At 70.9% G+C, this 13873-nt stretch carries 14 protein-coding genes; 4 read left to right on the top strand and 10 right to left on the bottom strand.

Features of this window, described 5'->3' with window-relative positions; translation table 11 throughout:
• Window positions 1-423: 423 nt before the first annotated feature.
• Genes test1122_RS04790 through test1122_RS04800 form a run of 3 tightly spaced genes read right to left on the bottom strand, consistent with a single transcriptional unit; the run spans window position 424 to window position 3208 of the window.
• Window positions 424-1611 (bottom strand): bifunctional RNase H/acid phosphatase, encoded by a 1188-nt coding sequence (locus tag test1122_RS04790; RefSeq protein WP_232267903.1) that lies wholly within the window; start codon window positions 1609-1611, stop codon window positions 424-426.
• A complete protein-coding gene (locus test1122_RS04795; protein WP_232271765.1) occupies window positions 1611-2306 on the bottom strand; it encodes a zinc ribbon domain-containing protein in 696 nt (231 codons plus the stop codon). Before test1122_RS04795 ends, test1122_RS04790 begins: the two co-directional genes overlap by 1 nt.
• 44 nt (window positions 2307-2350) lie before the next feature.
• Window positions 2351-3208: a Nif3-like dinuclear metal center hexameric protein gene (locus test1122_RS04800; protein ID WP_232267904.1), complete on the bottom strand. Its 858-nt coding sequence runs from the start codon at window positions 3206-3208 to the stop codon at window positions 2351-2353.
• A 275-nt stretch (window positions 3209-3483) separates the two neighbouring features.
• Between test1122_RS04800 and test1122_RS04805 the strand changes: the two genes are divergently transcribed.
• Window positions 3484-4620 carry a hypothetical protein gene (locus test1122_RS04805; RefSeq protein ID WP_232267905.1) on the top strand — a complete coding sequence of 379 codons (1137 nt, stop codon included), beginning with the start codon at window positions 3484-3486 and terminating at the stop codon, window positions 4618-4620.
• A 59-nt stretch (window positions 4621-4679) separates the two neighbouring features.
• Window positions 4680-4838: a hypothetical protein gene (locus test1122_RS04810; RefSeq protein ID WP_232267906.1), complete on the top strand. Its 159-nt coding sequence runs from the start codon at window positions 4680-4682 to the stop codon at window positions 4836-4838.
• Here test1122_RS04810 and test1122_RS04815 read toward each other — a convergent pair.
• The 7 genes from test1122_RS04815 to test1122_RS04845 form a co-directional block, all read right to left on the bottom strand.
• Window positions 4825-5733, bottom strand: coding sequence for a 3-oxoacyl-ACP reductase (locus test1122_RS04815; protein WP_422396928.1), 909 nt, complete (start codon window positions 5731-5733; stop codon window positions 4825-4827). The genes test1122_RS04810 and test1122_RS04815 overlap by 14 nt on opposite strands.
• Before the next feature lie 509 nt (window positions 5734-6242).
• A complete protein-coding gene (locus tag test1122_RS04820) occupies window positions 6243-7319 on the bottom strand; it encodes a Zn-dependent alcohol dehydrogenase (protein ID WP_232267908.1) in 1077 nt (358 codons plus the stop codon).
• Window positions 7320-7373: 54 nt separating this feature from the next.
• On the bottom strand, window positions 7374-8231 hold the full coding sequence (locus test1122_RS04825; RefSeq protein WP_232267909.1) for a MaoC/PaaZ C-terminal domain-containing protein: 858 nt from the start codon (window positions 8229-8231) through the stop codon (window positions 7374-7376).
• Between the two features lie 225 nt (window positions 8232-8456).
• Window positions 8457-9227, bottom strand: coding sequence for an SDR family NAD(P)-dependent oxidoreductase (locus test1122_RS04830; protein WP_232267910.1), 771 nt, complete (start codon window positions 9225-9227; stop codon window positions 8457-8459).
• A complete protein-coding gene (locus test1122_RS04835; RefSeq protein WP_232267911.1) occupies window positions 9220-10656 on the bottom strand; it encodes an MFS transporter in 1437 nt (478 codons plus the stop codon). The genes test1122_RS04830 and test1122_RS04835 overlap by 8 nt, the downstream gene beginning before the upstream one ends.
• A 123-nt stretch (window positions 10657-10779) precedes the next feature.
• Complete coding sequence (locus test1122_RS04840) at window positions 10780-11802, bottom strand: M23 family metallopeptidase (protein WP_232267912.1); 1023 nt, start codon at window positions 11800-11802, stop codon at window positions 10780-10782.
• Window positions 11803-11807: 5 nt separating this feature from the next.
• On the bottom strand, window positions 11808-12950 hold the full coding sequence (locus test1122_RS04845; RefSeq protein ID WP_232267913.1) for an SPFH domain-containing protein: 1143 nt from the start codon (window positions 12948-12950) through the stop codon (window positions 11808-11810).
• 307 nt (window positions 12951-13257) lie between these two features.
• Between test1122_RS04845 and test1122_RS04850 the strand changes: the two genes are divergently transcribed.
• Both test1122_RS04850 and test1122_RS04855 read left to right on the top strand, forming a co-directional pair.
• The gene (locus test1122_RS04850) at window positions 13258-13527 is read left to right on the top strand and encodes a type II toxin-antitoxin system Phd/YefM family antitoxin (RefSeq protein WP_232267914.1); all 270 of its coding nucleotides are present in this window, start codon (window positions 13258-13260) and stop codon (window positions 13525-13527) included.
• On the top strand, window positions 13524-13778 hold the full coding sequence (locus test1122_RS04855; protein WP_232267915.1) for a Txe/YoeB family addiction module toxin: 255 nt from the start codon (window positions 13524-13526) through the stop codon (window positions 13776-13778). The genes test1122_RS04850 and test1122_RS04855 overlap by 4 nt, the downstream gene beginning before the upstream one ends.
• Window positions 13779-13873 lie beyond the last annotated feature (95 nt).

A 13873-nucleotide genomic window follows, 5' to 3' on the forward strand; every position in this document is an offset into this window, starting at 1 on the left:
GCTTCGCCCCGGGCCCCGGGGTTGGCCGGGTGCGGGCCGGTGGCCGGGTGTTGTGCCCACCCACAGCCCCTCGCGGGGCTGCGAGTGCCCACAACACATGGGCGGCCCGAGTGCCCACAACACTGGTGTGGGTCGAGTGCCCACACCACACGGCGGCGCGAGTGCCCACAACGCGTGAGGGGGTGGGGAGGGGTGGGTTGTTCCGGACGCTTGCCCGTGATTTGTGGGCCGACACAGGCCTCACCGGCCAACTCAACGCTGCCGCGCGTCGGCCCGTAAATCATGGGTCCGGAACGGCCCACCCCGGACCACCCCCGACCCACAACGGACCAGAACCCGGGTGAGGCAACGTCACGCCTCAACGGGTGGGCGGGCGGGCAAAAAACCACCCACGGCGGGAAAGCCAGCAACGTAAGGCTCAGCTCACCGCAGGTGCCCCGTGTCGTTCAGCAGCCGCACAGACGCGTTGCCGTCCGCGTAGTACGCCACCGCCGAAAGCGACGCGGCGGCCAGTTCCATCCGGAACAGGGACTCCGGCGGGGCCCCCAGGGCCAGCCGGACCAGGGTCTTGACCGGCGTCACATGGGTCACCAGCAGCACCGTCTTGCCCGCATAGCGGGCGAGGGCCTTGTCGCGGGCCAGCGCGACCCGCCGCGCCACCGTGGCGAAGGACTCACCGCCACCCGTAGGGGCCGCCTTCGCGGAGGCGAGCCACGCGTCCAGGTCATCCGGGTAGCGCTCCTTGACCTCCGCGAAGGTCAGCCCCTCCCAGGCGCCGAAGTCGGTCTCCCGCAGCCCCTCATCCGTGCGGACCTCCAGACCAAGTCGCGCGGCAACGACCGACGCCGTCTCCTGACACCGCCGCAGCGGCGAGCTGAGCACAACCTGAACGGTGCCCCGCGCCGCCAGCGCCGCCGCGACGGCCTCCGCCTGGCGGCGGCCGACCGCCGACAGCTCGGGGTCGCTGCCGCCACTGCCCGAGAAGCGTTTCTCCGGCGTCAGCACCGTCTCCCCGTGCCGCAGCAGCACCAGCGTGGTGGGCGCGCCCAGATCAGCCGCCCAACCCACCGGCGGAGCCGTGGGCGTACGTTCCACGGGCGCGGCCGCCCGAAGCGCGTCAGCCGCGCCGACCGCGCCGACCGCCGCGTCAGCCGCCGCGTCAAGCTCCGCCGTCGAACGGCTCGCCTCCCACGTCTCGCCGCGCTTGCCCGCGTCCATCGCCTCATTCGCGAGCCGGTCCGCGTGCTTGTTCCGCTCCCGGGGGATCCACTCATACGCGACCGCGTCCACCGGGAAGATACCCTTCGCCTCCATGGCGAGGGGCCGCATATCGGGGTGCTTGATCTTCCAGCGCCCGGACATCTGCTCGACGACAAGCTTGGAGTCCATCCGGACCCGCACCGTCGCCTCAGGGTCCAGCTCCCGCGCCGCGCGCAGCCCGGCGATCAGCCCCTTGTACTCCGCGACGTTGTTCGTCGCGTACCCCACATACTCCGCGGCCTCCACCAGGGTCTCCCCCGTCGCCGCGTCCTTCACCACCGCTCCGTAGCCGGCCGGGCCCGGGTTGCCCCGGGAACCACCGTCCGCCTCGACCAGGAAGCGACGCCCCATCACAGACCTGACTCGGGCGTACGGACCAGGATCCGGCGGCAGTTCTCGCACCGCAGCACCGTGTCGGGCGCGGCCTCGCGGACCTCGTTCAGCTCGGTGATGTTGAGCTCAAGACGGCAGCCCTCACAGCGCCGCTGGTACAGCCGCGCCGCGCCCACACCGCCCTGCTGCTGGCGCAGCTTCTCGTACAGCTTCAGCAGATCAGCGGGCACCGACCCGGCCACGACCTCGCGCTCCTTGCGCACCGTCGCTTCCTCGGCGTCGATCTCCTCGGTGGCCCGCGCCCGCCGAGCCGCCGCGTCATCGACCTTGGCCTGCACCGACGATACTCGCTCGGTCAGCTCCGCCACCCGTGCCTGCGCGGCCTCGTTGCGCTCCATCACCTCCAGGACGATGTCCTCCAGATCGCCCTGCCGCTTGGCCAGCGAGGCGATTTCGCTCTGCAGGCTCTCCAGGTCCTTGGGGCTGGTGACCGCGCCGGAGTCGAGCCGCTGCTGGTCGCGGGCGGCGCGCTGCCGGACCTGGTCGACGTCCTGCTCGGCCTTGGTCTGCTCACGGGCGGTGTCGCTCTCCTCCGTCTGCGCGGCGATCAGCAAGTCACGCATCTGGGTGAGGTCACCCTCCAGCGCCTGGATCTCGGCGTGCTCAGGGAGGTTCCTGCGCTTGTGCGCGAGCTGGGTGAGCCGGACATCCAGTGCCTGGACATCGAGGAGACGGATCTGGTCGGCGGGCTCGGCGTTCAGTTGGGGGCTCCTGAGTAATCGTGGTGTGGCCCGGAGGCCGCGTGGGCGGTCCAGGGGTCGGTGACGGCGCGGGAGACATGCGTACGCAGGCCCCAGCCGTGCCGTTCGGAGATCGCGTCGAGCTGGGCGGCGGCCTGCTCGCACCAGGGCCACTCGGTGGCCCAGTGCGCGGCGTCGACCAGCCCCAGCGGTGAGTGTTCGAGGGCCTCGGAGGCCGGGTGGTGACGCAGATCGGCGGTCACATACGCGTCGACGCCCGCGGCCCGCACCTCGTCGAACAGGCTGTCGCCGGAGCCGCCGCACACCGCGACGGTACGGACCATCTGGTCCGGGTCCCCGGCGGCGCGTACGCCCTGTGCGGTGGCGGGCAGCCGGGCGGCGGCGTACTGCGCGAAGGCCGCCAGCGACAGCGGCTCGGCCAGCTCGCAGATACGGCCGAGCCCGCGCCGCCCCTCCGGGTCCTCCCGATCGGGTACCAAGGGGCCGAGGACCCGCAAATCGAGCGCACCGGCGAGGGCGTCGGAGACCCCGGGGTCGGCCCGGTCGGCGTTCGTATGTGCGACATACAGAGCGATGTCGTTCTTGATCAGCTCGTGCACGACCCGGCCCTTGAAGGTGCTGGCCGCGACCGTCGTCGTGCCGCGCAGATAGAGCGGGTGGTGGGTCAGCAGCAGATCGGCGCCGAGGGCGATCGCCTCATCGGCGACCTCCCGTACCGGGTCAACAGCCAGCAGGACCCGGGTCACCTTGGTGTCGGGGTCGCCGCAGACCGTTCCGACCGCGTCCCACTGCTCGGCCCGCTCAGGGGGCCAGAGGGCGTCGAGCGCGGCGATGACATCGGAGAGTGCGGGCACGTGGAAAGGCTACCTTTCCCACCCGCCCGCCTGACCAGCCACCGCCCAGCCACGCCCCAGCCACCGCTCAGCCATCGCCCGGACACCGCGGCAGCCACCGCGCCAGCCACCACCCGGACAGCACCGGACACCACAAAGCCCAGTCCCCCATGCACACTCGCTCCCACCCGCACAGGAAAATCGGAACAGCAACACCCTTACGGGTGAAGCGACCCAACTCGCATGGTTCGGCAGCAAGTGCGAAAACTAGCGTCGTTGCTGGAGGTGATCTTTCGATGACAGCCTGTGCCATCGAGGGCGCCACGGGAGACGGAGGGACAGCCGAGCACGCCGGTTGCGTGATCGCGGCGGATGGTTCGTACGCGGCCCGGCTTGTCGCGCCCGACGGTGGTGACGCCTGGTATCCGGAGCGCTGGACGCTGGACGGTCCGGAGCCGTATGCCGTACCGCTCCCCGGAAATCAGCCGGAGGAGCCGGACAGCCAGCTCTTGCCGCTGACCGATGGGCGAGTGCTCATCGTCCGCCGGGTCGACGGACGGCATCGGCTCGTGCTGCTCTACCCGACCGGGCCGGCCACCGGAGAACTCTCGCTGGGCGCTCTGGAGTGTGATCGGCTCACCCTGCTACCGCCCGCACCGGACGGGCGGTCCGCCTATGCCCTCGCCCCGGGCGCTCAGTCCACGACCGTATGGCAGGTGGCAGGCGGCAGCTCGGGGCCGGAACGGGTCGCCGAGGTGCCGGGCCACTGCTGGGACGGCGGCTGGCTGGACCGCGACGGGCGGCTGCTGGCGCTCAACCGTAAGGGCCCGGCGGCGGGCGCCGCCGGGCGCACCAAGGCGGTGGCGGTGGATCTGGGGCGGGGCGGGGAGACCAGCCCGCTGTTGCAGATCGCCGAGGACAGCGACGACCTGCTGCTGCTCGCCGATCCGGACAGCGGACTGCTCCTCGTACGCTCCAACGCCCCCGGTGATGACCGGATCGGCTGGGGTGTGCTGGGCAGCCACCGCCCGGTCCGTTTCCCTGAGGCGCTGCATCCCCATGGGGTCTCGGTACTGCCCTTCGCCATACAGCCCGGGCAGATGCTGATGCCGGAAAGCTGCGCGGTGGCCCTGCGGGTTGATGGGCCGAACGGCACCGGGGTGGCCGTATGGCGCCCTGCGGAACGGGAGTTGCGGCAGCTGACCGCCCCGGAGGGCTGGTTGCGCGGCACGGGTCTGTTCACCCGGAACGGTGAACTGCGGCTGCCGTACGCGCCCTGCGGGCTGGCCCGGATCCAGCCGCCCACCGAGCCGGTGACCCCGCAGCCGGACCCCATGACGCCCGCCTCCGAACCGCTCACCGAACCACGGGCCGAACCACCGGCCGACACCACGCACAAGCCGGTGCCCTTGCAGGAGGCCCCGCTGCCATAGGCATGCCAACGGTTAGGATTGGGTCGGGTAGCGCAAGCAATCCACGGAGTTACTTCACGATGTCCCAGTCCCAGACCGAGACCACGAGCGAGCACACCAGCGGCGGGGGTAAGCACCGCGGCCCGGCCGCCGTCGCCGAGGAGAACAGGATTCCCGCGCAGGGCCGCCACCGCCGCCCGGCGCAGGAATCCAACCAGGAAGAGATCAACCCTTCTTGAGCCCCAGCACCTCGACCGCCGCGAAGGTCTCATTCGCGGGGCGCTCCGCGAAGTACGGGGAAAGCTGCTCGTCCAGCTCTTCATGGCTGAAGACATCCTTGGCCGTGTCGAACTTCACGGCCACCTTCGGGCGGTCGAGCACGGCGACCATTCCGCCGTGCACCACCAGGAGTTGACCGTTGACCTTCGCCGCGGCCGGTGAGGCGAGATAGCCGACCAGTGGCGAGACATGTTCGGGTGCCAGCGGGTCGAGGCCCTCCCCTTCGGGGACCTCAACCCCGGCGAACACATCCTCGGTCATCCCAGTACGGGCCCGCGGGCAGATGGCGTTGGCCGTTACGCCGTATTTGGCCAGCGCCATCGCCGTCGAGGTGGTCAGCCCGACGATGCCGCCCTTCGCGGCGGCGTAGTTGGGCTGTCCGGGGGAGCCCGCGACAAAGGCCTCGGACGACGTGTTGATAACCCGGCCGTAGACCGCGCCACCCGCCGCCTTGGACCGTTCGCGCCAGTGTGCGGCGGCGAAGTGGGTCGTATTGAAGTGCCCCTTGAGGTGGACGCGGATCACGGAGTCCCACTCGTCCTCGCTCATGGAGAAGACCATCCGGTCGCGCAGAATGCCCGCGTTATTGACCAGGATGTCGAGCTGCCCATAGGTATCGACCGCCAGCTGGACCAGCTCGCGGGCCTGCTCGAAGTCCGCGACATCGCCCAGGTGCGCGATGGCCTGGCCACCGGCCGCCCGGATCTGCGCGGCGACGTCCTCGGCCGGTTCGGGCTGACCGTAGTCGTTGACCACGACGCTGGCCCCGAGCCTGGCCAGCTCCACCGCCTCGGCCCGCCCGATCCCCCGGCCCGCCCCCGTAACGACAGCGGTCTTCCCCTGCAGCGCCAACATCCACATCCCCTTCCATCTCAGCGTTCCCCAACCCACCCCTGTTGTGGGCAATCTCCCCCAGACTTCTCCCCCAGCTACCTCCCCCAGCTACCGCTGGGAGGTGCCCCCAGGGAGGTGCCCCCAGGAGGTGCCCCCAGCCCCGCGAGGGGTTGGGCCCGCCCTGCTACGCAACCACCCACCCACACCTGCCACGACGCTCCGGCCCGCCCCGGGGCGGAGCTCGCCACGCCTGGTGGGCACAACACCACCCACCGTCCCGCACCTGAAGAACCGGGCCCGGGGCGCGAGCCCGGGGCGCGAGCCCCGGTTACGGGAAGGGGCGGGAATAGGGGAACCCCACCCCACAGCACCCCCGCAGCCGCGGGCCAAAGCCCCGGCTCCCGGGAACCCGCCCCACAGCCCCCCGCGGGGGGAAGCCCCGCCGCGCGGCGAAACCGCACCGGCGAACCCGGGCCCCGGGGGGGGCGAAGCCCGCCATGCGCCGGGGGCGCACACCACCCCGGCGCCCCCTAAACCGTGATGCACGTCCGCAGCGCCTCCCCGCTCCGCATCTGATCCAGCGCCTCATTGATCTCCCCCAGCCGCACCCGGTGCGTAATCAGCCCCTCCAGGTCGATACGGCCCGCCCGCCACAGCGCGATGGCGCGGTCGTAGCTGCGGTGCACATCCCCGCCCCCGTACATGGACGGCAGAATCCGCTTCTCGTCGAAGAACAGCTCGAACATATTGAGCTGGAGGAAGTCATCCATCGCCCCAGCACCGACAATGATCAGCGTCCCGCCCCGCCGCGTCGCCTCGTACGCCGTCCGGGCGGTGGCCGACTTGCCGACGACCTCAAAGACGTAGTCGAAGCCCTCACCCGCCGTGAGCTGCTGCTTGGCGTCCGCCAGCCCATCGGGGGCCACCGCCTCGGTGGCCCCGAAGCGCAGCGCCGCCGCGCGGCGGGACTCGACCGGGTCGACGGCGACGATCCGCGCGGCGCCAGCGACCCGCGCGCCCTGGATGGCGCTGATACCGACCCCGCCGCAGCCGATGACGGCGACCGAGGAACCGGCCGCGACCTGCGCGGTGTTGAGCGCCGAGCCCAGCCCCGTGGTGACCCCGCAGCCGATCAGCGCGGCGATCTCATAAGGGACATCATCCGGGATCCGCACCGCGCTGCCCGCGTCCACGACGGCTTCCTCGGTGAAGGTGCCGGTCCCGGCGAACCCGAAGACATCCCCGCCTGGGCGCTTGAAGTTCGGCGTGCCCGCGTTCATAAAGCCGGTCAGACACAGATGCCCCTGACCGCGCTTGCAGGCCGCACAGGCGTCGCAGGCGGGCAGCCAGCTCACCAGCACCCGGTCGCCGGGCTGGACGCTGGTGACGCCGTCACCGACGTCCAGCACCTCGCCCGCGCCCTCATGCCCGGGGATGAACGGCGCGGGCTGCGGCAGCACACCGCTCATCGCCGAGAGATCCGAGTGGCACAGCCCGGTCGCCTTGATACGGATCCGGACCTTCCCAGGTCCGAACCCCACCGCCTCGACATCATCGAGGACTTCGAGTTTGTCCTGGCCGATCTCCTGCAGTACGGCTGCGCGCACGGTACGGCTCTCCTCACTGCGCCTGAACCGGCGCCTCCCGTGATGGTTGCGGTGCTACGTGTGCTCGATGAGGGTGTCGGCCAGCACTGGCGCGTCGTCCCGCTCGACGGCGGTGACCGACACCTGGATACGCCCGGGGTCCAGCTGCCAGGCGCGGATACGGAGGGTTTCGCCCGGGAAGACGATTCCCGCGAAGCGGGTGCGGTAGCCCCTGACCCGGGTGACATCCCCGTCCAGCGCCGTGTCGACGACGGCCTTGAGGGTCATGCCGTAGGAGCACAGCCCGTGCAGGATCGGCTTGTCAAAGCCCGCGAGCTTGGCGAACTCGGGGTCCGCGTGCAGCGGGTTCCAGTCCCCGGAGAGCCGGTAGAGGAGGGCCTGATCCTCCCGGATGGGCCGCTCAAGGACGCGGTCCGGCTCCCGCTCGGGGAGGTCGAGGCGGCTGGCGGGGCCACGCTCGCCGCCGAAGCCGCCCTCGCCGCGGACGAAGATCTGGGTGTCGCAGGTCCACAGCGGCCCGTCGGCGTCGGCGGCCGCGGAGCGCAGCACGATGACCGCGGCCTTGCCCTTGTCGTAGACAGCGGCGATCTTGGACGTCTGAGTGGCGGCGCCGCTCACCGGGATGGGCCGGTGCAGCTCGATGGCCTGCGCGCCATGCAGCACGGCGGCGAGATCGACGTCGATGCCGGATGTCGAGATCCCGCCCGCGATGGCCATGCCACCGCCCGCGACGGTGGCGAAGCTGGGCAGCACCTGGAGCTTGCTCTCCAGCGTGTAGCGCAGCTCGCCGGGGTCGGTGGCGGGCGCACCCGCCCCCAGACCCAGGTGGTACAGCTGAACGTCCTTGTGGCCCCAGCAGAGTTCCACGGTAGCGGGCTCGGCGGCGAGGGCTTTGGCGACATCGATGGGCATGGGGCAGGTGCTCCTTGGCCACGGTGGGGTGCGGTGGAAGACCCCGGCCCAGCCGTCCGCACCGTCAGCCGCGCCGGGGTCGTACGGGACCGGCCGGAACGCATCCCCGAACAAGAACACGTTCTAGCCAGTGGCCCCATATATAACGCACCCCGGCAGACTTGGGAATACCCCTGGCTGACGTCCCGTCAGCTAGCGCCGCTCCTTACCTCCGCTTACATCTGCTTACGTCCGCAGATACGAAGCACCGTTGAGATCAAGAACGGTGCCCGAGGCCCACTGGGCCTGCGGCGAGGCGAGCCAGAGCACCGCCGCCGCGATCTCCTCCGGCTCCGCCACCCGTCCGAACGGGCTCTGTGTACGGATCGCCGAACCCTCCGCACCGCCGAGCCGGTGGGCGACCCGCTCGGTCTCGATGAAGCCGGGAGCGACGGACGCCACCGCGATCCCATGCGGGGCCAGCGCCACCGCGAGGGACTGGCCCAGCGCGTGCACGGCGGCCTTGGTAGCGCCGTACGCGGGATGGTCGGGCTCGCCCCGGAACGCGCCGCGGGAGCCGATGTTGACAATACGGCCGCCGGCGCCCTGCTCGATCATGTGCTGGGCGGCCTGATGGCTGAGGTGAGCCGTACCCAGGAGGTTGACCCCGGTGTGCCGTCGCCAGGCGGCCGTCCACTCCTCGTACGGCGTGGTGGCGGGCGGGTGCGGGGAACTGACGGCGGCGTTGTTCACCAGCACATCGATGCCGCCCAGCTCCCAGGCCGCCTCCGCCACCAGTCCGGCCGCCTGGCCGGGGTCGGAGATATCCGCGCTGAGCAGCGTATGCCCCTCGCCCGCCAGACTTTTGAAGGTCTCCTCCGCCTCCGCGCGCCGTGCGGCGTAGTGCACCGCCACCTGGTCGCCGTTGGCGGCGAACTCCTGGGCCAGCGCGCGGCCGAGTCCTCGGGAGGCTCCGCTGACGAGTACACGGCGGCCCGTACTGGGAAGGTCATGCATGTGAGGCTTCCTCCTCGCTGCCCGGCAGTGCCAAGATCATCAGTACCACAGCGGTCAGCAGAATCCCGGCCCCGGCCTGGAAGGCCAGCGAGTATCCCGCGGCCTGGCCGGCCGGTTCCGTGCCCCCGTCGATACGGGACGCGGCCAGGGTCGACAGCGCCGCGAGACCCAGCGCACCGCCCATGAACCGTGAGGTGTTGACCAGCCCCGAGACCAGCCCGGCGTCGCCGGGCGCGGCGCCCGCCGTGGCCACCGTGGCGAGCGGGGTCGCGGCGAGCCCAGCGCCCAGCGCCATCAGCAGACCGGGGCCCAGGACCGTATCGAAGTAGCCGCCGTTCACCTGCAGACCGCTCTGCCAGACATAGCCGGTGGCGGCGATGAGGGAGCCGAGGACGGCCAGCCGCTTGGCGCCGGTCCAGAGCATCAGCCGGGGCGCCAGCTTGGAGCCGAGAACAATGGTCAGGGACTGCGGGACAAAGCCGAGGCCGGTCTGAATGGGGGTGTAGTCGAGCACGTTCTGCATATAGAGCGACATGAAGTACCACATGCAGAACATCGCCATGCCGTTGACGAACATGGCGATGTTCGCCGCTGACACCGACCGCCTACGGAAGAGCCCCAGCGGCACCAGGGGCACGCTCGTCCGGGCCTCCACGGCCACAAACGCCCCGAGCAGCGCGAGCCCGCCGACCAGCGGCCCCAGCGCACCGATCGCCGTCCATCCCACGGACTCGGTCCGCACGATCCCGTAGGCCAGCGCCCCCAGTCCCCCGGTCACCAGCAGCGCCCCCGGCATATCGAGCCGCCGCCCACTCCCGTTCCGGCTCTCGGCCAGCCACAGCACCGCCGCGATGAGCACCAGCGCACCGATCGGCACATTGATCAGCAGTACCCAGCGCCAGGACAGCGTGTCCGTGAGGACCCCGCCGACAAGCGCGCCCGCCGCGCCGCCCCCGGCGCCCACGGCCGTCCAGGTCCCTATCGCCCTGCTCCGGGCCGGTCCTTCCGGAAACGAGGAGGTGAGGATCGTCAGGGTCGACGGCGACAGCACCGCCGCCCCCATCCCCTGCACAGCCCGTGCCGCGACCAGCTGCCACGGCTCCTGCGCGAGGCCGCCCGCCAGGCTGGCCCCGGTGAACATCCCGAGCCCGACCAGGAACATCCGCCTACGCCCGAAGATGTCCCCCGCACGCCCGCCGAGCAGCATAAATCCCGCGAACGTGAGCGTGTAGCCGTTCAGCACCCACTGCAGGCCGAGTTCGCTCAGCCCCAGATCAGCCCGCATGGACGGCAGTGCCACATTGACGACGGAGACATCGAGTACGACGAGGAACTGCCCGGCGCACGCGACGAGCACCACCACCCACAGCCGAGGGGTGGTGGTGCGCTTACCGCTGACTGTTCCGGGTTCAGGAGTGCACTGGGCCATCCGGTCATGGTCGCAGCCACACCGCGCCCCGTACATGCGGATATAGGTCTAGGACCGGGGGCTGACCTGCCATCAGTCACGAGTCACATACGCCTCAGACGCGACGCCTCAGACGCCGACGCCTCACACGCTGACGCCCCGCGCGCGGAGATAGGCCAGTGGATTGACGTCCGAGCCGAAGTGGGGCGTGGTGCGGGCTTCGAAGTGCAGGTGCGGGCCGGTGACATTACCCGTGGCGCCGGACCTCGCGATCGGCTGGCCCCCGGACACGCTCTGTCCGACGGCCACCTGGATACGGGCGAGATGTGCGTACTGGGTGTAGCTGCCATCGGCATGCCGGACGACGATCTCGTACCCGTAATAGCTGTTGTAGCCCGCCGCGACCACTCGGCCGGGACCGACCGCGGATACGGCGGTGCCGGTGGGGACCGCGAAGTCCTGACCGGTGTGGTAGCCCCTCGACCAACCGCCGCGCTGGCCGTAGGAGCCGGTGAAGACGTAGCTGGAGACCGGGGCGGTCCAGCGGCCGGAACGGGCCGGGGACCGACCGCGCGAGGTGGTGGAGCGGGTGGAGCGCTTCTTGACGGCGGCCTTGGAAGCGGCCTTGGAAGCGGCCTTGGAAGCGGCCTTGGGAGCGGCCTTGGCAGAGCTGCCGGACCCTGCTGCCCGCGTACGGGCCTTGTACTTGCTCTTGTGGCTGGTCCAGTACCAGTGGCCACCGGACTTGAACCAGTACACCCGGTCCACCGGGTCCCAGCCCTGCTTGCCGCGGAAGACGGGCTCGCGCCGCCGTACGGCGGTCTGCCGGTAGGAACGGGAGGAAACAGCCTTGGCCGGGCGGGCCGTTCCGCCCATGTGGCGCCGGTACTTGTCATAGTGCGCGGTCCAGCGCCACCAGCCGGTGGAGTCCTTGTACCAGTACACGCTCCCGTCCCAGCCGGGGCGCGCGGGGGCGGGCTCCGCCGCCGCGGTGCCGGCGCCCGCCCCCAGCAGCGCGGCCGCGCCCACGGCGGCCGCGATCGCCTGGCGTGCGGTGCAGCGCCGCGGTACGCCGCCGTGCCGCTGGGCCGTCTCCACGGCGGCCCCCGTACAGAAGACACAGCGGCAGTCGGCGGGGATCTCTTCGGTGAATTCCGGTGCGGGCATGGTTCTCACTGCTCCCAACTCTGTTCCCCGGCGCTGCTCCGCGCCGTGTAGAAGGCGACGGTCAGGTCCTTGACCAGGACCTTGCGCTCGTAGTCGTCGAGCTCCAGGAGCCCGCTGGCGGTGAGACGGCGCACGGTGTCGCCCACGGCGTCGACAACATCGGTCAGCACACTGTCGCGGTGCTGGGCGTCGATGGCGGCTACCCGGCGGCGCCGCATGGCGGCGGCCACCTCGGGCGCGTACTCGATACGGGTGGGCTGCACGGAGAAGACGTCGATCCCCACGGACCCGCACTCGGCAGACAGCTCACTCGTCAGAGCCTCGCCCACCGCCTCCACATCGCGCAGCGTGGGCATGTCACCCTGGAAGGCGTCGGCCGGCAGCCGCGAGAGCACCCGGACCAACGCCGCTTCCACCCGTTCGCGCAGATACGCGGTGTGGTCCTCGACGGTCAGCAGGGCACGGGCGGTGTCCCGGACCCGCCACACCACCAGGACCACGACACGCAGCGCCACCCCCTGGGCGTCCACCGCGGGCATTGGCTCACTACGCCAGTGCCGCAGCCGTACATCGACCCGCCGACGCCGCATCACCGGGTTGATCCACACCAGCCCGGTGCGCCGTACGCTTCCCCGATAGCGGCCGAACAGGGTCAGCGTCCAGACGCTGCCGACCCGGCCCCGCTTCAGACCCCCGAAGGCGATCGCGGCGAGAACTCCCCACCCGCCGACCACCGCCCACTGCCACGGCGGCGTCGCGTGCTGCCGCGTGCCGCCGCCGAGCCACAACTGCCAGCCCGCACCCGCGAGCGCCATCAGCCCCACCAGAGCCGCGACCCAGCCCGGCCGGGTCGGACCAGGGTGTTCCACCAGCTCAGGATCACCCGCCTCGGACAGCCGCCGCGACGCCTCCGAGGGCCGCGTATCGGCCCCGGCCTCGTCAGCCGCCGCCCCGCAATCGACCGGAGAGGCGCTGGCCACCGGCAGAACGGCAGCCTCCCGAGCCTCCATCCGGTCATCCACCCGGTCATCGAAGAGCGCCCCCATGGGGATGCCCTCGTCCTGCCAGACGACCCGGACCGGCGTGGCCGCCCGACTGCCACCGGCCCTTAGCTCGCCATGGCCCTCCCCCGCCTGATGCCCCCTCATATCCGACCCCGCCAACGGACGCGAGGACCTTCGCCCCGCCACTGTCTGAAGCCACGGCGGCAGCCCGCCAAGGCAGTAGTTACGCCATAGTCCGTACGACGCATGAGGCCCCCTTCAAAGACCAGCTCTGCGGCCGACCCGATGGCTGCCCAGCGTCACACCCCGCGCCCCCTCGGTGAAGGGGCGCGCTGAGGTAGCAGGGCGTGTACGGGGGGCGACCGCGATGGTTCCGGGCGTGGCCGCCGCACTATCGCTCCCGGCGACTCAGTCTGGTACCGTTACCTGGTACCACTCAAAAGGAGTGCACATGTCCATAACCGCCAGCGAGGCCCGCAAGCGTCTTTTCCCCCTGATCGAGGAAGTGAACGACGACGCCACCGCCGTGGAGATCGTCTCCCGCGCCGGAACTGCCTACCTCGTCCCCGCCGAGGAGTACGAGTCCCTGAAGGAGACGGCGTATCTGCTCCGCTCCCCCGCCAACGCGGAGCGCCTGCTGCGCGCCGTGCGGGACGTTGCCACCGGCAACTACGAGTACCGCGACCTCATCCCGGTCGAGGGCGAAGAGAGCGGCGAGTGAAGCTCGCGTTCCACCCCGCCGGCTGGGCCGATTACCTGTACTGGCAGAACACCGACCGGCAGGTGGCCAAGCGCATCAACCGGCTGATCAATGACGTACTGCGCGACCCCTTCACCGGGATCGGCAAGCCGGAGCACCTCAAACACATGGCACCCGGAGCCTGGTCCCGCCGTATCACCGACGAGCACCGCCTTGTCTACCAGGTGAAGGACAGCGAGGTCATCATCCTCCAGGCCCGCTACCACTACTGATCCATACCTCCGTACGAGCCCACAGGCGGAGCCCACGGGCGGGTCGTCGGACTCCCCAGTCCTGCCCGCCTACAGTGTCCGGTTGTGACCTCAGA

Origin of the sequence: Streptomyces gobiensis (genome assembly GCF_021216675.1) — a bacterium.
Lineage (GTDB): Bacteria > Actinomycetota > Actinomycetes > Streptomycetales > Streptomycetaceae > Streptomyces > Streptomyces gobiensis.